The 19,053-nt window shown below is 65.9% G+C and carries 16 protein-coding genes and 1 pseudogene; 10 read left to right on the top strand and 7 right to left on the bottom strand.

Going from position 1 to position 19,053, the window contains the following annotated elements:
• Window positions 1-116 precede the first annotated feature (116 nt).
• Entirely contained in the window at window positions 117-1,817 is a 1,701-nt protein-coding gene (locus P0D62_RS07525; RefSeq protein WP_275702014.1) for a fumarate hydratase, read from the bottom strand.
• 323 nt (window positions 1,818-2,140) lie between these two features.
• On the opposite strand from P0D62_RS07525, the gene P0D62_RS07520 reads away from it, so the two are divergent.
• The 7 genes from P0D62_RS07520 to P0D62_RS07490 all read left to right on the top strand — a co-directional run bounded on the left by P0D62_RS07520 (window position 2,141) and on the right by P0D62_RS07490 (window position 9,204).
• The gene (locus P0D62_RS07520) at window positions 2,141-3,124 is read left to right on the top strand and encodes a squalene cyclase (protein ID WP_275702013.1); all 984 of its coding nucleotides are present in this window, start codon (window positions 2,141-2,143) and stop codon (window positions 3,122-3,124) included.
• Window positions 3,125-3,616: 492 nt separating this feature from the next.
• Window positions 3,617-5,107 (top strand): sensor histidine kinase, encoded by a 1,491-nt coding sequence (locus tag P0D62_RS07515; RefSeq protein ID WP_275702012.1) that lies wholly within the window; start codon window positions 3,617-3,619, stop codon window positions 5,105-5,107.
• Window positions 5,108-5,195: 88 nt separating this feature from the next.
• The gene (locus P0D62_RS07510) at window positions 5,196-6,947 is read left to right on the top strand and encodes an ATP-binding protein (RefSeq protein WP_275702011.1); all 1,752 of its coding nucleotides are present in this window, start codon (window positions 5,196-5,198) and stop codon (window positions 6,945-6,947) included.
• The gene (locus P0D62_RS07505) at window positions 6,944-7,621 is read left to right on the top strand and encodes a response regulator transcription factor (protein ID WP_275702010.1); all 678 of its coding nucleotides are present in this window, start codon (window positions 6,944-6,946) and stop codon (window positions 7,619-7,621) included. The genes P0D62_RS07510 and P0D62_RS07505 overlap by 4 nt, the downstream gene beginning before the upstream one ends.
• Window positions 7,622-7,724: 103 nt before the next feature.
• Window positions 7,725-8,162 (top strand): VOC family protein, encoded by a 438-nt coding sequence (locus P0D62_RS07500; RefSeq protein ID WP_275702009.1) that lies wholly within the window; start codon window positions 7,725-7,727, stop codon window positions 8,160-8,162.
• A 195-nt stretch (window positions 8,163-8,357) separates the two neighbouring features.
• On the top strand, window positions 8,358-8,690 hold the full coding sequence (locus P0D62_RS07495) for a PadR family transcriptional regulator (protein ID WP_275702008.1): 333 nt from the start codon (window positions 8,358-8,360) through the stop codon (window positions 8,688-8,690).
• A 13-nt stretch (window positions 8,691-8,703) separates the two neighbouring features.
• Window positions 8,704-9,204 (top strand): HAAS signaling domain-containing protein, encoded by a 501-nt coding sequence (locus tag P0D62_RS07490; RefSeq protein WP_275702007.1) that lies wholly within the window; start codon window positions 8,704-8,706, stop codon window positions 9,202-9,204.
• Here P0D62_RS07490 and P0D62_RS07485 read toward each other — a convergent pair.
• Window positions 9,201-9,911 carry a glutamine amidotransferase gene (locus P0D62_RS07485; RefSeq protein ID WP_275702006.1) on the bottom strand — a complete coding sequence of 237 codons (711 nt, stop codon included), beginning with the start codon at window positions 9,909-9,911 and terminating at the stop codon, window positions 9,201-9,203. The genes P0D62_RS07490 and P0D62_RS07485 overlap by 4 nt on opposite strands.
• Before the next feature lie 73 nt (window positions 9,912-9,984).
• On the opposite strand from P0D62_RS07485, the pseudogene P0D62_RS19160 reads away from it, so the two are divergent.
• Window positions 9,985-10,407 (top strand): annotated as a pseudogene (locus P0D62_RS19160) (DUF1016 N-terminal domain-containing protein); the annotation flags it as partial.
• Between the two features lie 43 nt (window positions 10,408-10,450).
• On the opposite strand, the gene P0D62_RS07480 reads toward P0D62_RS19160, so the two are convergent.
• Entirely contained in the window at window positions 10,451-10,996 is a 546-nt protein-coding gene (locus tag P0D62_RS07480) for a DUF4287 domain-containing protein (protein WP_275702005.1), read from the bottom strand.
• 111 nt (window positions 10,997-11,107) lie between these two features.
• On the bottom strand, window positions 11,108-11,929 hold the full coding sequence (locus P0D62_RS07475; protein WP_275702004.1) for a helix-turn-helix domain-containing protein: 822 nt from the start codon (window positions 11,927-11,929) through the stop codon (window positions 11,108-11,110).
• Between the two features lie 128 nt (window positions 11,930-12,057).
• On the opposite strand from P0D62_RS07475, the gene P0D62_RS07470 reads away from it, so the two are divergent.
• Window positions 12,058-13,140 (top strand): FKBP-type peptidyl-prolyl cis-trans isomerase, encoded by a 1,083-nt coding sequence (locus tag P0D62_RS07470; RefSeq protein WP_275702003.1) that lies wholly within the window; start codon window positions 12,058-12,060, stop codon window positions 13,138-13,140.
• 240 nt (window positions 13,141-13,380) lie between these two features.
• On the opposite strand, the gene P0D62_RS07465 is transcribed toward P0D62_RS07470, so the two are convergent.
• Complete coding sequence (locus P0D62_RS07465) at window positions 13,381-16,998, bottom strand: hydantoinase B/oxoprolinase family protein (RefSeq protein ID WP_275702002.1); 3,618 nt, start codon at window positions 16,996-16,998, stop codon at window positions 13,381-13,383.
• Between the two features lie 29 nt (window positions 16,999-17,027).
• Window positions 17,028-17,393 (bottom strand): GntR family transcriptional regulator, encoded by a 366-nt coding sequence (locus P0D62_RS07460; protein ID WP_275702001.1) that lies wholly within the window; start codon window positions 17,391-17,393, stop codon window positions 17,028-17,030.
• A 197-nt stretch (window positions 17,394-17,590) separates the two neighbouring features.
• On the opposite strand from P0D62_RS07460, the gene P0D62_RS07455 reads away from it, so the two are divergent.
• A complete protein-coding gene (locus P0D62_RS07455; RefSeq protein ID WP_275702000.1) occupies window positions 17,591-17,941 on the top strand; it encodes a hypothetical protein in 351 nt (116 codons plus the stop codon).
• A gap of 35 nt (window positions 17,942-17,976) precedes the next feature.
• Here the strand turns inward: P0D62_RS07455 and P0D62_RS07450 are convergent, their stop codons facing one another.
• Window positions 17,977-18,936: a Gfo/Idh/MocA family protein gene (locus tag P0D62_RS07450; protein ID WP_275701999.1), complete on the bottom strand. Its 960-nt coding sequence runs from the start codon at window positions 18,934-18,936 to the stop codon at window positions 17,977-17,979.
• Window positions 18,937-19,053 lie beyond the last annotated feature (117 nt).

The following is a 19,053-nucleotide window of genomic DNA, read 5'->3' as shown; positions in this document are numbered from 1 at the left end:
CCGGAAACCTGGGCGGCGTGACGGTCACGGCACCCTGATGAAGCCGGAGCAGAAACGCTTAAGAGTTCACTACTCCACCGACTTCGGTGGAACAGCGAGCTCTTAAGCGGTTTGACTCAGAGGCCTTCGCGCTTCGGGATGGTCAGGACGGTGGGCTTGCTGACCTCGGCGAAGAAGTCGTTGCCCTTGTCGTCGACGACGATGAACGCCGGGAAGTCGACCACGTCGATCTTCCAGATCGCCTCCATGCCCAGCTCCTCGTATTCCACCACCTCGACGTGCTTGATGCAGTCCTGCGCCAGACGCGCTGCGGGGCCGCCGATCGAGCCCAGGTAGAAGCCACCGTGCGCATTGCAGGCATCCGTCACCGCCTGCGAGCGGTTGCCCTTGGCCAGCATCACCATGGACCCGCCGGCCGCCTGGAACTGATCCACGTAGGAGTCCATCCGGCCAGCCGTCGTCGGGCCGAAGGAACCCGACGGCATGCCCTCGGGCGTCTTGGCAGGACCGGCGTAGTACACCGGGTGGTCCTTCATGTACTGCGGCATCCCCTCGCCGGCGTCCAGACGCTCCTTGAGCTTGGCATGCGCGATGTCGCGCGCGACGATCAGCGATCCGGTCAGCTGAACGCGGGTCTTGACGGGGTGCTTGCTCAGCTCGGCCAGCACGTTCTGCATGGGCTGGTCGAGGTTGATCCGCACGGCCGCACCCTTGCCGGTGCCGCTGACGCCGTGCGCCTCCGCGTCGAGATCCTCATCGACGACGTCGGGCATGAAGCGCGACGGCTCCGTCTCGAGCTGCTCGATGAACACGCCCTCGGGGGTGATCTTGCCGAGGCACTGGCGGTCGGCGGAGCAGGACACCGCGATGGCCACCGGCAACGACGCACCGTGACGGGGCAGGCGCACGACGCGCACGTCGTGGCAGAAGTACTTGCCACCGAACTGGGCGCCGATGCCGAAGTTGCGGGTGAGCTCCAGCACCTTCTGCTCCAGCTCGAGGTCGCGGAAGCCGTGACCGGCCATCGAACCCTCCGTGGGCAGGCTGTCCAGGTACTTGGCGGAACCGTACTTGGCCGTCTTCAGCGCGAACTCAGCCGACGTTCCGCCGACGACGATCGACAGGTGGTACGGCGGGCAGGCCGCCGTGCCCAGCGAGCGGATCTTCTGATCGAGGAAGGTCATCATGGAGTCGGGGTTCAGGATCGCCTTGGTCTCCTGATACAGGTACGACTTGTTCGCCGAGCCGCCGCCCTTGGCCATGAACAGGAACTTGTAGGTGTTCTCGTGCCCCACCTCGGTGTCGGCGTACAGCTCGATCTGGGCGGGCAGGTTGTTGCCGGTGTTGCGCTCGTCCCACATCGTGATGGGGGCGTTCTGCGAGTAGCGCAGGTTGAGCTTGGTGTAGGCGTTGTAGATGCCCAGCGACAGTTCCCGCTCGTCGACGCCGGGGGTCAGTACCTGCTGGCCGCGCTTGCCCATCACGATCGCGGTGCCGGTGTCCTGGCACATGGGCAGGATGCCGCCGGCGGCGATGTTGGCGTTCTTCATCAGGTCGAGAGCGACGAACTTGTCGTTGGCGGAGGCCTCAGGATCGTCCAGGATGTTGCGCAGCTGCTGCAGGTGCGCGGGGCGCAGGTAATGGGCGATGTCGTGCATGGCGGTCTCGGCCAGCAGCGTCAGCGCCTCGGGCGCGACCTCAAGGAACTTCCGGCCGTCCGGACCGTCGACCACGGTGACGCCTTCGGTGGTGAGCAGCCGGTACGGCGTCTCGTCCTTGCCGATCGGCAGCATGTCAACGTAACGGAACTCGGGCATGGATCCTCCTCGTCGGGTATGTCCATATTCTTCCAGGCCTTGCGTCGATAAAGGCCACCGGGGGGCGTTATGGAAATAGTCGGGTTCCACCTGCTCACTGACATGAGCGAACAGCCCCTGACAAGCACGTTTACAAATTAAGTACATTTAATTTTCGCTAATCCAGCATTGCGTATATCGCACCGGGAGGCCATTTCCTGGTGAAGCGATATCTGCCGGACAATGACCCATCACAGAAACGTGTCGTGAGCGGCGCAACACCGCCAGCAGGAAGCCGTCGTCCTCGCGGCGTGTTGCACGGACGGCGCGCGTAGCGTTCCCTCATGGACGCAGACCTCCGCGAATGGCTTCTCGACTCCGACCCGTCGCTGCGCTGGCAGGTCGAGCGCGACCTGCTCGGCGCAGAACCTGATACCTGGCAGGCGACGCGGGCACGCGTCTCCAGGGAAGGGTTCGGCGCGGCCCTGCTGGCGGAGCAGGGCGACGACGGGCAATGGCTTGGTGGGGCCTACTTCCCCGCCGGCTTCTTCGACAGCCCCGAGCGCGACGCGCCGGGTCAGCCTTGGGTCGCGACCACATGGTCGCTGAAAGATCTGCGCGACTGGGGCGTCGACGCGTCGGTCCTCGGCGATACCGCCGCGCGGCTCGCGATGAACTCGCGCTGGGAGTACGACGATCTGCCCTACTGGGGCGGCGAGGTGGACGTCTGCATCAACTCCTACACGCTGGCCACCGGCGCCTGGCTCGGCGCCGACGTCTCCCGGCTCGTGGCCTGGTTCCCCGAACACCGGTTGGCCGACGGCGGCTGGAACTGCGAGGCCGAGGAGGGCAACTCCGTGCGCTCGTCCGTCCACTCCACCCTCAACGCCCTGATCGGAATGCTGGCCTACGAGAAGATCACCGGCGACATGTCACTGCGAGACATCCGCCATCTCGGCGAGGAGTACCTGCTCTCGCGACGCCTGATGTACCGGGCGTCGACCGGCGAGATCATCGGCGACTTCGTCACCCACTTCATGTACCCCAACCGTCACGTCTACAGCGCACTGGCCGCGCTGGACTACTTCCGGGAGGCCGCACTGTGTGAGGAAAGGGCGCGGGACGCGCGTCTCGCGGACGCCGTCGGCCTCGTCCGTTCGAAGCGCCAGCCCGACGGCGCCTGGCTGCAGGAGCACAAGCTCGCCGGCCGAACATGGTTCGACGTCGACGCCCCGGTGGGGCAGCCGTCGAAGTGGCTCACCTTGCTCGGCACCCGCGTCCTGAACTGGTGGGATGCCGACGGCCTGCCAGCCGGCGCGGAACTATAGCGAAGTCCTGGTCATGACTGATCGCGGCGGTGATCTCTCTGTTGTTTGTCGTCGCTTACCGTACAGGCAGCGCGGGCAAAAAGGATGCCTTCAATACGCAACGAACGCCACACACGCCAAGGAGAAGTCAAAGAACAAACAGGTGCGTCAACATTCCTGAAGCGCGCGCTATTCTTTCTCGCCGCCATTACCCGATGCCCCATTCCAGTAAGCCGCAGACGTCGACCGAAGGAACAAGTCGCAGCAGAGCCGCACCGCCTTCGGTCGCCCCGCTAAGCTAGCGGCAGATGTTCACAAAAGCCCGTCCTCTCATCGAAGTCTCGACCTTCGATGACAAGATTCGGAGAAAGGTCGATTGGCCGAAAGGCCTACCGACCTAAAGGAGGAGCTACTTCCGTCGGGTGGCCAGTCGTTTGGAGATGGACTCTTGTCGTTCTGTGACAAAACCCGGACATTTCTCTGCCAGGCTGAGCACCAAGGAGGTGTTCGTCGATGAACGCGTGGCGGAGCAGGTGGCGAGGCAGGCTCAGGAAGCCGGGGCTGCGCGGACGCACAGCGCTGGCGATGGTGGTCACCGTTGCCCTCGCCTGCGCGGTGCTCACGATCACCACCACCCTCTGGGCGGCGACGAATCATCGGGAGAACCAGGAACAACGGCTTAAGGACGCGATCAGCGGCGACGCCGATCGGCTGCGGGCGGCGCTCGAGATCAACCCCAACGCCACAACGGACACCGAGCTCTGGGAAACAGGCTGGGACTCGACCCTCGGCAGCGACTACGGCGAAGGGCTCCTCATCCCACTGGACAGCCAAAGCGACCCGCCAGACCCCGCGCTCGCGATTACCACCGGCGTGGGGAGCTTTGAAGAACGGATCTATCAGACACACCCCGAGTGCCTTCACCCCGAATGGTGGCCAGGCCATCAAGGCGCCGACACCACCACATGGTGGATCGGATCGTGCGGCGACTACCTGACGGCCTATGCCTTGACTCAACCGCACGTCGACGATGTGCCCGGAAAGCCCTGGTTCCTGATGCGAGCGCTCTATCTCCCGTATGAGGACTACGACGACCCCGCTCCCGAGCTGCGTCGCACCCTGCTGCTCATCTCGGCCGGCGTCATCGCGGCCGCTGCGCTTCTTGCGCGTTGGGTCGCGCGCGGTGTGATCACGCCCGTCACCGAGGCGGGGGCCATGGCCCGGGCCGTCGCCGCCGGGGATCTTTCCGTACGCATCCCTATCCGCGGATACGACGACGTGGCCGCCATGTCGCGCGCCATCAACACCATGGCCAACCGCCTCACGGGAAAAATCGAGGAGTTGGAGCGTGCGAACGAGACTCAGCGTCGCTTCGTCTCCGATGTCGCCCATGAACTACGCACGCCCACCACCGCGCTCCTCGCGTCGGCCGAAGCCCTGGAAACCCCCAGCACCCAAGCAGCGGTGGCCGCCCTGGTGGCCCCTCAGCTGCGCCGACTCGCGGGCCTGACCGAAGACCTGCTGGAGGTCAGCCGCATGGATGCCGGGCGCGCGACGCTCGTCACGAACCGGATCGACGTCGTCGACCTCATCACCGAGCTACTGACAGAGATCCCGGCCGAGGTCACCTACTCCGGCCCCTCCGAGCTGTGGCTCACCACCGACCCCGTCCGACTCCAAGCAATCCTGCGCAACCTCGTCACCAACGCGATCCAACACGGCAAGCCGCCCATCACCATCACACTCACCCACCGCGAGTACGCCGTCTCCGTCGACGTCCACGATGACGGCCCCGGCGTGCCCGACGATCTGCGGGACCGCGTCTTCGACCGCTTCGTCCGAGGCGACGAGGCCCGCCACGGCACCTCGTCGGGACTCGGCCTGGCCATCGCCAGAGAGAACGCCCACCTCCTCGGCGGCGCCCTCACCCTGGCGGCTGACGGAACCACCTTCCAGCTCGTCCTGCCCGCAGACGACCCCTCAGTGCCGCCAACGCCAAACTGATCACAGAAAAACTATGGCCGTTACCCCAAACACCGACGAACCATAATTAACTTGCTCGATAATTATGGTCATGTGTCACCATGGACGCATGGGCATAACTTTCGGGATTGACCCCATCCGAGCCGAGGTCGAGCGGCTCCTGGCCCTCATGGAGGCAGGGACGGTGATTGACCGAACCTATGAACGTCAGCACGTCGACCTCAAGGAAGAGGCCGGTCGCCGCCGTCGCGCCGAGATTCTTCCCGGCAACCAGATCAACGAACAGGCGGCGCAGCAGCTGGCTGCGGAAGCTGCCTGCATGTCCAACACACCGGGCGGCGGCGCGCTCATCGTGGGCGTCGCCGACGATGGGACGCTGATCGGCACCCAGCTTCGCACCGAATGGTTGCGCCACCGGATCTTCGAGCTGACCAACCGCCTGCTCACCGTCGACATCGCCGAAGCGGTTGTCTGCGGGATCAGGCTATTGATCATCATCTCGCCCAGCGCCGTAGAGCCCATACGGATCAACGGCAGGATCTGCTGGCGAGTGGATGACAAGTGCGTCGAGGTTGATGCCGCCACGTGGCACGCCAATCGGATGCACCTGCTCAACTACGACTGGTCCAACGACCGCTCGCATCTGCCCGCCACAGCGGCGCGACCCCAGGCACTCGCGGTGGCTCGCGACTTCCTCCTCGGTGCCCACGACTCGTCGTCCGAAGAACTGACCACGACCACAGACGCCCAACTGCTGCGTCGCTTGAATGTCGTCACCGAAGACGGGACGCTCACCAACGCGGGAGCCCTTGCTTTCGTGGGCCGTTCGACGCCCTGCCTCGACTACATCCACCGCGATCTCGCAGGAGGAGACAGCACCGCTCGCGTCCGTCGCCCGGACCGTTCCCTGCTGGAAGAACTTGCCGAAGTGTTCCTGACGATGGATGCCCACAACGCCTCCAGGCACGTGCAGGCCGGGCTTGTCATGGGACAGGTGCGAGACATCCCGGCCCTCGCCGCTCGCGAGGCAGTGGTCAATGGAGTAGCGCACCGCGAGTGGGGAGTACTCGAACCCACCGTTGTCGAGCACATCGGTCGCACGCTACGAGTCACCAGCCCTGGGGGATTCTTCGGGGGTGTGAATGAGTCCAACATCATCACCCATCCATCCCAGTCGCGGAATCCGGCGCTCACCCAGTTGCTCGCCGACCTGCGGGTGGCTGAGCGCGAAGGCATCGGCGTCGATCGCATGGTGCGGGAGATGATCCGGCTCGGTCACCAGCCGCCGGTGATCCGTGAGATCAACGGCCCCTTCGTCCGCACTTCACTCGTCGGCGAGACTCTCGACGAACCATGGATCGCATGGCTCGGCGGTATCGAGCCCGCAACGGAGTCTACGGACGTGTCTTCTCTGCTTCTCCTCCGTCACCTCATCACCGTTGGTTGGGTCGACGCGCAACAAGCGATCCCACTCATTCAACTCCCCATCGAAGAGACGCGCGGTGCGATTCTCAAGCTGGCCGCAGCGACCATCAACGGCCACGCCCTGCTCACCGCCATTGAGGGGACGCCGGAAGCCGCCGCTCCCGCATGGAGACTTGGCATCGACGCGCTGCACAGCTTGCTGGCCATAGATGCCAACACAGGTCGCACCCGCGTTCTCCCGAACAGAACCGAGATCGCCCTGTCCTACGCGCAGGCCCGTGGTCGGATCAGCAGCACCGAACTCGGCTCCCTCGTAGGTGCGAGCGCCACAAACGTCGGAAGCACCCTGAAAGCCCTCGCTAACGAGGGCCTGCTCACCCCATCAACACCGACCGGCCGGGGTCGCGGTTTCTACTATCGCTGGGCCGAGGAATGAGCGCGCTGCTCCTGGTGGAGGACGACCCCGGGGTGGCTGAGGCCTTGAGGCTGGCGCTCAGTTCGCTGAGGCACCAGGTCGAGTGGGCCTGCGACGGGGAGACCGGGCTCGCCACGATGGCCCAGCAGCCCTTCGACGTGATGCTGCTGGACGTGATGATGCCCGGCATCGACGGCTTCGAGACCGCGCGCCGCGTGCGTGCCGTCTCGCTGCTGCCGATCATCATGCTGACGGCCCGCTCAGATCCGATAGACATCGTCGCTGGCCTGGAATGCGGCGCCGACGACTACGTCGCGAAGCCAGTTGAACCCCGCGTGCTGGACGCGCGGATCAAGGCCGTGCTGCGTCGCGCCGCCCCACGGGACGACGAGGATCTGCTCGCCTTCGGTGATCTGCTGATCAATCCAACGGCGATGATCGTGACCCGAGGCAGCGAGCCCGTCGCCCTCACGCCCACCGAACTGCGCCTGCTCCTGGAACTGGCAGAACACACGGGGCAGGTGCTGAGCCGGCACCAGTTGCTGCAGCGCGTCTGGGGATACGGCTACTCAGGCGACTCCCGTTTGGTGGACGCCGTGGTGCAGCGGCTCCGCGCCAAAGTCGAGCCGACACCGTCGAGGCCGACGCTGATCCGCACGGTCCGCGGCATCGGCTACCGCCTCGACCGCCCCTGACCACCGCGACACTCACGCTCTTTTCGAGGCTACGGCGCTGGGGCTCGTTTCTCGCCCGACGCCTCCGCACCTCAAAGAGCGTGAGAGAGCTTAGGATCGCGGCATGGCAATCAGGATGGACAACATGGGCATCGTCGTCGAGGATCTCGACGCGGCGATCGACTTCTTCGTCGCTCTCGGTCTGGAACTCGAAGGACGCGCCACGATCGAGGGTCCGTGGGCGGGGCGGGTCACCGGCCTGGGAGACCAGCACGTCGAGATAGCGATGATGCGCACACCCGATGGCCACGGCAAGCTCGAACTCTCCCGCTTCCTCTCCCCCGCGGTAGTGGAGGACCACCGCACCGCTCCAGTGAACGCGCTGGGTTACCTGCGGGTGATGTTCGAGGTCGACGACCTCGACGACACTCTCGCAAAGCTCGCGTCACATGGAGTCCAGCTGGTCAGCAGCGAGGTCGTGCAGTACGAGAACGTCTATCGCCTCTGCTACGTCCGCGGCCCCGAAGGCATTCTCATCGGACTCGCCGAGAACATCAGCTGACGCCCGGTCGGCACACCACCCTCACGGAGATCCGACTGAGCGACGACGCCTCGCCGAGTGCGTCAACTCATGTCGAGTCGGCACACCCGCAAGCGAGCGGTAGCCGGGCGCCCCCGACCTCCCCTTCCGCAACCCCAAACTATTCGTCATAGCTTGGTAGTTGATTATGCATAGTAGCTGGCCTAATCTAGATGCATGGCCACCGAAGAACGCGACCCCCAGCTCCTCAAGGGAGTCCTGCCCATCCTCGTGATCGGACTGCTCGCACAGAACGAGAGCTACGGCTACGAGCTGGTGACACGGCTCCGCGAAGCGGGCCTGCACGACATCGCGCCGAGCACGGTCTACCCGGTGCTGAGCAGGCTGGAGCGCGAGGGCGACCTGTCCTCACGATTGCAGGCCTCGAAGTCAGGGCCCGCCCGCAAGTACTACCAACCCACAGCCTCCGGAATGGAGCGCTACCGCAACGGCGTGCTCGCCTGGGCAGAACTGGGCGGCGTCGTCGCCACCATCACACAGAAGACATAAGGGAGAAGAAGTCATGAATGCACAGCTGAGCCTTACCGACAGGTGGCGCCGCTGGTCCTACCTCCAAGACGTCGACCTCTGGATGTCGACGCTGCCGAGAAGCCGGCGTCGCACGATCCTGAACGACCTGAAACTCAACCTCGCGGAAGCAGCGACGGTGAACGGGATGCCCGAGGCGATCGCCGAGCTGGGCACCGCACGCTCACTGGCCCGCTCCTACCTGGACGAGGAGCCCCGACGGGGCCCCAACTGGGTGGCCGGCGCGATCGGCGCAACCGTTGCCTTCGGCCTCGGCCTGTACGCGCTGATGATCTACGTCTTGGGAATGCTCGACGCGCTCCAGGGCACCGGCGGCGGCACCGCCACCGGAAACGCGCTCGGCATCCGCGTCGAAGCGACGAACACAGCGTCGGAAGTCTCCGCGAACTTCGGCGGATTCTCCTGGATCTGGCTCATCGCCGTCGTGGTCGTGTGGCTGCTCAGCGCCCGCATCTGGCGCCTGTTCCGCCGCTAAGCCTCGTCCAACCAGGCCTCGAAGACCTGCTTCGCCGCGTCGACGAGCGCAGCACCGTGGGTGGCCGCGTCTTCCCGGATCTGGCGAGGGTCGATGCCAGCGGTGGCGAGTTCGTGGGCATGGCCGACGAGCCAGCGCTCGAGTTGGGCGGGATCGGCCTCAAGATGAAACTGCAGACCGAGCACCGTATTTCCCAACGCGAAAGCCTGATTCGGGAACCCCGGGGTCTCCGCCAGACGGGCGGCGCCATCAGGGATCGCGAACTGGTCACCGTGCCAGTGCAGCACCGGCAGCCCGTCCAGCGGAGCAAGCACCGACGCGCGACCGTCGTCAGTCAGGGTGAGCGGGGCGTAGCCAATCTCCTTGCGCCCCGTCGGCATCACATCAGCTCCCAGAACGTCGGCGATCAACTGCGCACCGAGGCAGACGCCGAGCGTCGGCCGTCCCGACGCCAGCCGAGCGGCAATGGCCCGCTTCTCGTCCACAAGGAAGGGGTAGCTCTCCGTCTCATAGACGCCGATCGGACCGCCGAGCACCACGACGAGGTCGGCACTCAGCAGCGACTCGGGCCCAAGCGGATCGATACCGGCATCGAGATAGGAGACACCGTAGCCACGGCCCACCAGCAGCGAATCGAAGATCCCCAGATCCTCGAACGGCACATGCCGAACCGCGATCGCCGTCGGGTTCCCATCGTCCACGCGCATTGTCTGGCCACCTCTCTTACCCCTAGCCAGACCCTACTCCGCACACCTGTGGAAAACTCAGTCGGGTTGTCAGATGGGCCCTCTAGCCTCAACACAAGAGAAGAGGACAGACATGAACCAGACGGCACCTGCGCTCGCGGATCCACCGGAAGGCTACGGCGAGTGGCTCATCGAGCTCAAGGCTCGGATCAACAGTGCGCAGCAACGCGCGGCGCTGGCGGTCAACACCGAAATGCTGCGCCTGTACTGGCAGGTCGGCAGGGACATCCTGGCCCGACAGAAGAAGCATGGGTGGGGCGCGAAGGTTGTCGAACGCCTGTCCCACGACCTTCGCCGTGCCTTCCCAGATCTCGGTGGCTTCTCCTCAAGAAACCTCAAATACATGAGGGCCTTTGCCATTGCCTGGCCGTCAGAGACATTTGTGCAACAGCCTGTTGCCCAACTGCCGTGGGGCCACAACATCGTTCTCCTGACCAAGCTGAAGGATCCCGACCTTCGCCTCGCCTACGGACAGGGAATAGGCGTTGCCGGAACCTGCGCTAGGAGCGTTCGTAGGCCTCCCGGAGCCAGCGGAGAACCTCGTCGTCCACTTCGTCGACGCTCGCCAGCGCGATCTTGTGGGTGCACATTCCCGACATCGCGAGAAGCCGACCTTCGGGCTGAACACCCTTCAAGACAAGCCCCAGATCAAGCCTCGTCCGCGTCGACGGCGTCAACACCGCGAACTGCTTGGTCCGACGCAGCGAGACACACGTCTTCTTCGGAGCAACCTCCACGTCCGCCCCAAGCGTCACGGCCACCTCGACGAGCCGGTCATAGACGGGTCTCAAGCCAGCTTTGACCCCCGCGTACTGGGCCTCCACAAGGTCCGGCGCCGGAGCACTGGCCTTGGCAGCAGCGTGCACCAAGGTGTTGGCGTTGCCATGAGTAAGGCCATGCTCGGACTTCAGCCAGGCCACCAAGGCTCCGTGGCGCTCGCCTGTGGCCCGGCGCTCGTCGATGCGCGCCACCCATTCGTCCAGCGACGTGCCGGTGCCGGCAACGATATTGCTGAGCTGCGTTGCTATCGCCTTGTCGACGTCCATCGAGCCTCCCTCACCGTGTTCCCGCAGAAGTCCGGGCACCTCGAGGTCATTGTGTCGCCATCACGACGGCGCAGGCTTGTACCTGGTTTACCTTGTCGTCAGGCCGCACTACTAGGACTCGGAGCCAAGGAAGTGCTGATCGCCATAGCCCGACGCACGCAGCGAGGCGAGGTACTCCCCTGGAGTCATGCACACGAACTTCTTGAAGGTCCGGATGAAGTGCGACTGGTCGGCAAAACCGCCAGTCGCGGCAAGTTCGGCCCAGGTCGGCGACTCTCCGGTGGGAGGAACCTGACTGAGCAGACGATCGAGCAGCAACAGTCGAGCCACATCGGACGGAAGCACTCCGAGAACCTGACGGAATCGGCCGATCAAGGTCTTATGGCTGACGCCGAGATCACCCGCCAATGCGCCCAGCGGATGCGCGGGGTCGCGGGCGAGTCGTTCGGTGGCGCGGCGCACCGTCTCTTGCGCGACAGACTCCGGCAGCACGTGCTCCTCGAGTACATCCCTCACCAGCTGAAGCGCACGCTCGAGCACCACCTCGTCGTCGCCCGCGAGCATCTCGCCGAGGGCGTTCAGCCGCTCACCGAGCCCGCCCCCGATTGCCTGCACGGACAGCACCGGCGGCAGGCCGAACCGAGTAGCACCGAACAGGGGAAGCTGGACGCAGATGTGGCGGATCCGCTCAGGGTTCTCGAAATGGACGAGTTCCCGGCGCAAGCCGGTACAGAACACCCGCGGCGTCGGACTCCCCTCAGCCGGCTCGCGGGGCCCCAGTAGGCGATAAGGATCCGACAGATTCACGATGATCTCCACGGAAGCCATCGGCAGTATCCGCTCCACCTTGCACTGGCGAGGCATATCGATGGCCCACAAGCGGGTCACCACCCCGTCGAGCACAGGACCGGGCTCGGCCACCTCGTGGAGCATGGGCCAACGGTACAGTGCCGACCCGGTTCATACGTTCATCACAGGAAGGCTGGGTATCGTGGTCGGCGACCGCTACCCCCGGGCTCACCGCCCGGGTGCATTCACCGACCTTCAAGGACACCCCTCGCATGACTCTGCCCACCCGTCTCGTCGCCACGCTCGGCGTCTCGACCACACTCCTTCTCGCGGGCTGCACCCCGGGCACCCCGGAGAACGCCTCCACTGAGTCTTCGGTCTCCGCCTCACCGAGCGATGCCGCAACAGATCCCGCCGCTGCGCCTGAGACGGGTGGAACCTGCGACGTCACCGTCGGCGAGGCATCTGATGCCGCCCCCGCGGTAGACGAGGCCGCATCGAAGGAGGCGCTCGGCACGGCCACCCTCAGCAACGACGCCTCGACAGCTCCCACCGTCGCCTTCGAGGCGCCACTCGCCGTGACCTCCGAGGTCATCCAGATCACCGACAAGGGCAGCGGCGACGCCATCGCCGACGGCAACCTCATCAGCTTCAACTACCTGGTGTGCGACATGGTCACCGGAGAGAAGATGTACTCGACGTGGGGCACCACCCCTGACGCCGACGCCCCGGAGACCTACACCCTGTCCGCCGACACCTTCGGCGAGGCGCTCCCCGCAGCGCTCGACGGCGCCACCGTCGGCAGCAGGCTGCTCTGGGGCCAGCCCGGGGTCGCCGCCGAGGAGAGCTACACCGGGGAGGCTCTGAACGGCTACCTCTACGTGCTGACCGTCACGGACACCCAGAAGGTTCTGGAGTCGGCGGAGGGCACGGAGGTGAAGCCGTCGGACGACGCGCTGCCTGGTATCGAGTTCAAGGATGGCAAGCCGGCGGTCTCGGTCCCGTCATCCTTCAAGGATCCTGAGGAGCTCATCGTTCAGCCCCTCATCGAGGGCGAAGGGGACGTCGTCGAAGCCGGGCAGACCGTGATGGTGAAGTACACCGGCTGGCTCACCGACGGAACGCAGTTCGACTCCTCGTGGGATCGCGAAGCTCCCGACAACGTGTTCTCCTTCCAGGCGGGCGCCGGCGGCGTCATCGAGGGATGGGATCAGGGCGTCGTCGGTCAGAAGGTCGGCAGCCGGCTGCTGCTGGTGGTCCCCTCCGACCTCGGCTACGGCCCCGACGGCAGCGGCGAAACGATCCCGGGCGACTCCACCCTGATCTTCGTCGTCGACATCCTGGCCGCCTACTGAGTTCCCATCACGCTCTTTGAGGTGCGAGCGAAGCGAGCCTCGAAAAGAGCAGACCGCCGAACAACCCGACTACAACGGGTTCCTGGCGATTCTCGCGCGGGGTCTTTTCGAGGCTTCGGCCTGGGGCTCGTTCCTCGCCCTGAGCCTTCGCACCTCAAAGAGCGTCATCAGCGCTTCGCCCTCGCCCTGACCGTCGAGGCTTCGGCCTGGGGCTCGTTCCTCGCCCTGAGCCTTCGCACCTCAAAGAGCGTGTTGTCCGTAACCGCCTCCACCTGGGGTTTCGACGACGAGCACGTCACCGACACCCACCTCCGCGATGTCGTTGCCGGCCAGCGGGGTGAGGGTGCCGTCGGCGCGCTCGACGCTGTTGCGGCCGAGCGCACCGGGCAACCCTCCGGCCATGCCGTAGGGCGGCACGCGCCGATGACCTGACAGCATGCTCACGGTCATGGGCTCGAGGAAGCGCAGCCGGCGCACACCACCGTCGCCTCCGCGCCAGCGCCCCTCACCCCCGCTGTCGCGACGGATCGCGTAGGACTCCAACAGCAGCGGATAGCGCGACTCCAGCACCTCGGGGTCGGTGAGCCGGGAGTTGGTCATGTGAGTCTGCACCACGGAGGCGCCGTCATAGCCAGGCCCGGCACCTGATCCGGAGCCGAGGGTCTCGTAGTACTGATAGTCGGCGTTGCCGAACGACACGTTGTTCATGGTGCCGGCCCCCTCGGCCTGCACCCCGAGCGCGGCATACAGCGCGCCGGTCACCGCCTGCGACGTCTCGACGTTGCCTCCCACCACGGCAGCCGGGTGCCGCGGCGACAGCATCGAGCTCTCAGGAAGGACGATCCTCAGCGGACGCAGGCAGCCGTCGTTGAGCGGGATGTCGTCGTCGACGAGGGTGCGGAACACGTAGAGGACGGCCGCCGTGGTGACCGCTGCTGGCGCGTTCAGATTGGTGGCCAGCTGAGGCGAGGTGCCCGTGAAGTCGAGCGTCGCCGAGCGGGCAGCCCGATCGACGCGCACCTGCACCCGGATCACGGCCCCGGAATCGGTCTCGTAGGAGTGCTCGCCGTCGTCGAGCCGGTCGATGACCCGACGCACCGCCTCCTCCGCGTTGTCCTGCACGTGACGCATGTAGGCCTGCACCACGTCGAGCCCGAAGTGCGCGATCATCGCGGCGACCTCCTCCGCGCCCCGAGCATTCGCCGCCACCTGGGCGCGAAGATCCGCGAGGTTGCCGTCGGGGTTGCGCGACGGATACTGGCCGGACGTGAGCAGTTCCCTGGTCTCGCTCTCGCGGAACCTCCCGTCCTCGACGAGCAGCCAGGCGTCGAACAAGACGCCTTCCTGCTCCACCGACGTGGAGCGCGCGGGCATGGAGCCCGGGGTGATGCCGCCGATCTCTGCGTGGTGGCCGCGCGAGGCCACCCAGAACAGCAGCTGGCTGCCTGCCGCGTCGAACACCGGACTGATCACCGTGATGTCAGGCAGGTGGGTGCCGCCGTGATACGGATCGTTGACCGCATACGCGTCGCCCGGGCGGATCCGTCCTGCTCGACGAGAGATCACCTCGCGTACGCTCGTCCCCATCGAGCCGAGGTGGACCGGAATGTGCGGCGCGTTGGCGATCAGTTGACCACCCGCGTCGAACAGCGCACACGAGAAGTCGAGGCGCTCCTTGATGTTGACCGACTGCGACGTCTGCTCCAGCCTCGTCCCCATCTGCTCGGCCACCGCCATGAAGAGATTGTTGAAGATCTCGAGCATGACCGGATCGGCGTCGCCGGCCGCGTCGATCCCCATCTCGTCCGCCCGGGTGGCAACGCGATCCAGGCGCAGCTCGCCGAGTCCGCCGGCTGTCGCGCTCCAGCCGTCGTCGACGATCGTGGTCGCGTTGGCCTCCGCGATGAGGGCGGGGCCTACCACGACGGAGCCGGGCACCAGGGCACCCCTCCGATGCAGGGGGACGTCCCGCCAGCACCCGGAGACGTACATCGACACGATTGTCGCCCCATCGGCGGCGGAGTCAGGCGCAGGCTCGGCAATGCCGGCGATGGCCGGCTCCTCGCTCCGCCCGACGACCTCCACGGAGACGGCCTCCACCACCAGGGGCTTGTCCAGCAAGAAGGAGTACAGACGACGATGGGCCGCCTCGAACTCAGCGCGCATCGTCTGGGGATCGGCCAACGCGACGGGCACCGGCGTATCAGTGCCGTCATAGCGGAGGTGGGCGCGACGGATCGTGACGATCCGCTCGTCGGGAACGTCCTCGTCACGAAGCTCCGAACGCGCTGCTTCTTCGAGCCGGCTCGCCGCATCCGCGAGGCCGGGCATGAGGCCGTCGGTCAGCCGTTCCTCCACCGACTGCTCCCGCATGGCTGTGACGTCGGCGAGCCCCATGCCAAGAGCCGACAGCACCCCGGCCATCGGAGGCACCAGCACCGTACGCATTCCGAGGGCGTCCGCGACGGCGCACGCGTGCTGACCGCCGGCGCCGCCGAAAGTGGTGAGCGCATACGCGGTGATGTCGTGCCCCTTGGCGACGGAGATCCGCTTCACCGCGTTGGCCATGTTGGTGACGGCGATGCGCAGGAACCCCGCGGCCACGTCCTCGGGCGTGCGGTCGTCGCCGGTGGCCTGGGCGATCTCGCGCGCCAGCTCCTCAAAACCGGCGCGAACCACGCCCGCGTCGAGGCCCTGGTCGCCGTCGGGGCCGAACACGGCGGGAAAGTGATCGGGCTGGATCCTGCCGAGCATCACGTTGGCGTCGGTGACCGTGAGCGGGCCGCCGTGCCGGTAGCACGCCGGGCCTGGCATGGCGCCGGCCGAGTCCGGCCCCACCCGATAGCGGGCACCGTCGAAGTGCAGCACCGATCCGCCGCCCGCCGCGACGGTATGGATGTCGAGCATCGGTGCCCGGAGCCGGACCCCGGCCACTTCACTGTCGAAGACGCGCTCGAAGACCCCGGCGTAGTGAGAGACGTCGGTGGAGGTGCCTCCCATGTCGAACCCGATCACGCGGGAGAACCCGGCCCGCTGCGACATCCGCACCATGCCGACGATGCCACCCGCCGGGCCGGAGAGGACGGCGTCCTTGCCTCTGAAGTGGCGCGCCTCCGTGAGTCCGCCGTGCGACTGCATGAACAGCAGCTTCACGCCGGGAAGCTCGTCGCCCACCTGCTCGACGTAGCGTCGCAGGACCGGCGAGAGGTAGGCATCGACGACCGTCGTGTCGCCGCGGGAAACCACCTTTATCAGCGGACTCACCTCGCTCGACAGCGACACCTGCGCGAATCCGAGTTCTCGTGCGAGCTCCCCGATCCGACGCTCGTGTTCCGGATAGCGATAGCCATGCAGACATACGACGGCGACCGCACCGACGCCGTCGGCGCGCGCTTCGCGCAGCGGCTCGACCAAGGACTGCAAGTCTGGCGCGGCGAGGACGGCGCCGTCGACCATGACCCGCTCGTCGACCTCGATCACGCGCTCATACAACATGCTTGGCAGCACGATGCGCCGGTCGAACAAGCGCGGCCGGTTCTGGTAGCCGACGCGCAACGCGTCGGCGAAACCGCGGGTGATCACCAGCGCCGTCGGCTCGCCTTTGCGCTCCAGCAGCGCATTGGTGGCGACGGTGGTGCCCATCCGCACCACGTCGATCCGCTCGCCCGGAATGGGATCGGTGGGTGCCAGGCCCAGCAACTCTCGGATGCCTTGGACGGCGGCGTCGCGATACCGGGGAGGGGTGGCGGTGTCTTCGGAGAGCACCTTATGGGCGAGCAGAGACCCGTCGGGTCGTCGAGCGACGATGTCGGTGAACGTGCCGCCGCGATCGATCCAGAACTGCCACCCTGCTGCCATGGGCCGAGACTACTGCCCGTCGACGGGGATCAGTCCAGCTGTCGGCGCACCGCCATGAAGATCGAATCGGGGCCGAAACCGAGTTCTCCCATGCGGGCCACGTACTCCTTGGTGAGTTCGTCGGCCTGGTACTGCACCCTGTCGCTCGGTGCCGCCACCGGGGCGACGGTGGTGCCGTTGCGTCCCTGAGTGATCAGATAGCCCTCCGCCTCGAGTTCCCGGTAGGTGCGAGCCACCGTGTTGGGCGCGAGACCGAGATCCGCAGCCAGCCGGCGCACCGGCGGGAGTTTCGTGCCCGACGGCAGCTTTCTGCTCACGATCTGATCGACCAGCTGGCGACGCAGCTGTTCAAACGGCGGGTAGCGCCCATTCGAGTCGACCTTGAGCGGAATCATTGGAGGCCCCTCTGGCCTTGTGGTGTGCGACGCGTCCACCGCCGCTCACTCCTGCGTACATCACCGTTCATAACACATCCCCCGGCTCCTTCAGAGAACCATTGTGCTAACACAAAAGGCGTTGGTCAAGGTTTACGGCAACATGAGCAGAAAGTACGCACACGTAAGCGGTTCCGCAGGTAGGTAGGCTGTGCGTCATGAACGACGAGCTGTCCCGCACTGAACTGGAAGCAGCCTTGGAGGTGCGCAAGGAGATGGGCCCGAGCATCGAGCCCGGGCTCGTCGACTCGCTGGCTGCGAAGGTGGAGGCGACGGTTCGTCGTCGCTACGAGGCCGAGGTGGCCAGCCGCGTCAATGAGCGCAACCTGCAGGGCACCTCCAACGCACAGCGCGTCACCGTGGCGATCGTCTCGTTGGTGATGGCCATCCCGCTCACCGCCATCGCGGGCAGCTTCGCGGGCCTCCCAGGCATGCTGATGATCTGGGCGGGCATCGTCGCGATCAACATGGCGCTGGCCATGCGGCCGCCCAAGGGCCCCGGTCACTGAGCCCGACGAAGAGATGCCGCCGGTAGGCGGTATCTCTAGACCCGAGCCAGGTGCTCGTCCATGATGCGCCGGGAAGCGATGGTGAGGTTCTTCCATCTGGCCACGATCGCGCCGGCCTCAACCTGATCCGCAAAAGCCATCAGTTCGTGGTGCATGGTGTCCACGGGCTTGACGTCGTCGATGTCCAAAAGCACCTGTGACTTGCCTTTTCGCTCCAGCAGCACGATGTGGGTGGGCTCGGCCAGGTCGTTGATGGCGAGGGTGGCGTCCTCGCCGATGATGGTGCTGGGGCCGACCCCCATGACAATCTTGGAATAGACCACATCGGCGATCATCGAACCGTAGTTGAGCTGGATGCTGCCGGCCGCTTCGAAGCCGTTGGCGAGCCGGACGCTGTGTCCGGTGTGGTCGAGCGGCACGCCGAAGAAGTCGAGGGCGGGCTGGAGGCAGTAGACGCCGATGTCGGCAAGAGACGAGTTGCCGAGGCCGGGGTCGAAGGCGTTGATTGCCTCTCCCGCGCGGAAGCGGTCGTAACGCGACGAGTACTGGAGCTTCTCGATGTGCGCGTAGCGCAGCGCCCCCAAACGCTCGAGCACGTCGCGGATGAAGCGGTGCGTCGGCGTGTGCAGATGTCGCGTCGCCTCCATGAGCACGACGCCCTGGCGCGCGGCGGCGGCGAAGAGATCCTCGGCTTCGGCGGCCGAGGCGGTCATGGTCTTCTCCACCATCACATGGCGCCCCGCCTCGATGGCCGCCAAGGCCTGGGAATAGTGCGCGACGGTGGGGCTGGCGATGTAGACCACATCCACCTCGGCCAGCATCTCGTCGTAGTTGGAGAACGCGCGCTGCAGGCCGTGCTGCCGGGCGAACGCCTGGGCGCCCTCGTCGGTGCGCGAGTACACCGCGAAAGGAGCGATCCGCCCATTGGTGCGCCGGGCCGCGGCGACGAACCAGTCGCTGATGAAGTTGGTTCCCACGATGCCAACCCGCAACATCTGTTTCTCCTCTACGTCGGGTGCGCCCAATCTATCGGGCCTGCGAACAGAGTCCGCGACGAGAAGCGCACACTCGATCGCGAGTTTACGATTTTCGCTCCCCTGAGAGCGGCGGGA

Source organism: Tessaracoccus caeni, from assembly GCF_029211185.1.
Classification (GTDB): domain Bacteria; phylum Actinomycetota; class Actinomycetes; order Propionibacteriales; family Propionibacteriaceae; genus Arachnia; species Arachnia caeni.
Note: the sequence above shows the minus strand (reverse complement) of the source record. Positions and strands in the feature narration are given on the sequence as shown.

Excerpts from the sequence above, each read along its gene's own strand:
- P0D62_RS07510 (WP_275702011.1), top strand. The coding sequence starts at position 5,196 with ATGGGCATAACTTTCGGGATTGACCCCATCCGAGCCGAGGTCGAGCGG.
- P0D62_RS07500 (WP_275702009.1), top strand. The coding sequence starts at position 7,725 with ATGGCAATCAGGATGGACAACATGGGCATCGTCGTCGAGGATCTCGAC.
- P0D62_RS07485 (WP_275702006.1), bottom strand. The coding sequence starts at position 9,911 with ATGCGCGTGGACGATGGGAACCCGACGGCGATCGCGGTTCGGCATGTG.
- P0D62_RS07460 (WP_275702001.1), bottom strand. The coding sequence starts at position 17,393 with ATGATTCCGCTCAAGGTCGACTCGAATGGGCGCTACCCGCCGTTTGAA.
- P0D62_RS07470 (WP_275702003.1), top strand. The coding sequence starts at position 12,058 with ATGACTCTGCCCACCCGTCTCGTCGCCACGCTCGGCGTCTCGACCACA.
- P0D62_RS07465 (WP_275702002.1), bottom strand. The coding sequence starts at position 16,998 with ATGGCAGCAGGGTGGCAGTTCTGGATCGATCGCGGCGGCACGTTCACC.
- P0D62_RS07505 (WP_275702010.1), top strand. The coding sequence starts at position 6,944 with ATGAGCGCGCTGCTCCTGGTGGAGGACGACCCCGGGGTGGCTGAGGCC.
- P0D62_RS07475 (WP_275702004.1), bottom strand. The coding sequence starts at position 11,929 with ATGCTCCACGAGGTGGCCGAGCCCGGTCCTGTGCTCGACGGGGTGGTG.
- P0D62_RS07495 (WP_275702008.1), top strand. The coding sequence starts at position 8,358 with ATGGCCACCGAAGAACGCGACCCCCAGCTCCTCAAGGGAGTCCTGCCC.
- P0D62_RS07520 (WP_275702013.1), top strand. The coding sequence starts at position 2,141 with ATGGACGCAGACCTCCGCGAATGGCTTCTCGACTCCGACCCGTCGCTG.
- P0D62_RS07480 (WP_275702005.1), bottom strand. The coding sequence starts at position 10,996 with ATGGACGTCGACAAGGCGATAGCAACGCAGCTCAGCAATATCGTTGCC.
- P0D62_RS07515 (WP_275702012.1), top strand. The coding sequence starts at position 3,617 with ATGAACGCGTGGCGGAGCAGGTGGCGAGGCAGGCTCAGGAAGCCGGGG.
- P0D62_RS07525 (WP_275702014.1), bottom strand. The coding sequence starts at position 1,817 with ATGCCCGAGTTCCGTTACGTTGACATGCTGCCGATCGGCAAGGACGAG.
- P0D62_RS07450 (WP_275701999.1), bottom strand. The coding sequence starts at position 18,936 with ATGTTGCGGGTTGGCATCGTGGGAACCAACTTCATCAGCGACTGGTTC.
- P0D62_RS07455 (WP_275702000.1), top strand. The coding sequence starts at position 17,591 with ATGAACGACGAGCTGTCCCGCACTGAACTGGAAGCAGCCTTGGAGGTG.
- P0D62_RS07490 (WP_275702007.1), top strand. The coding sequence starts at position 8,704 with ATGAATGCACAGCTGAGCCTTACCGACAGGTGGCGCCGCTGGTCCTAC.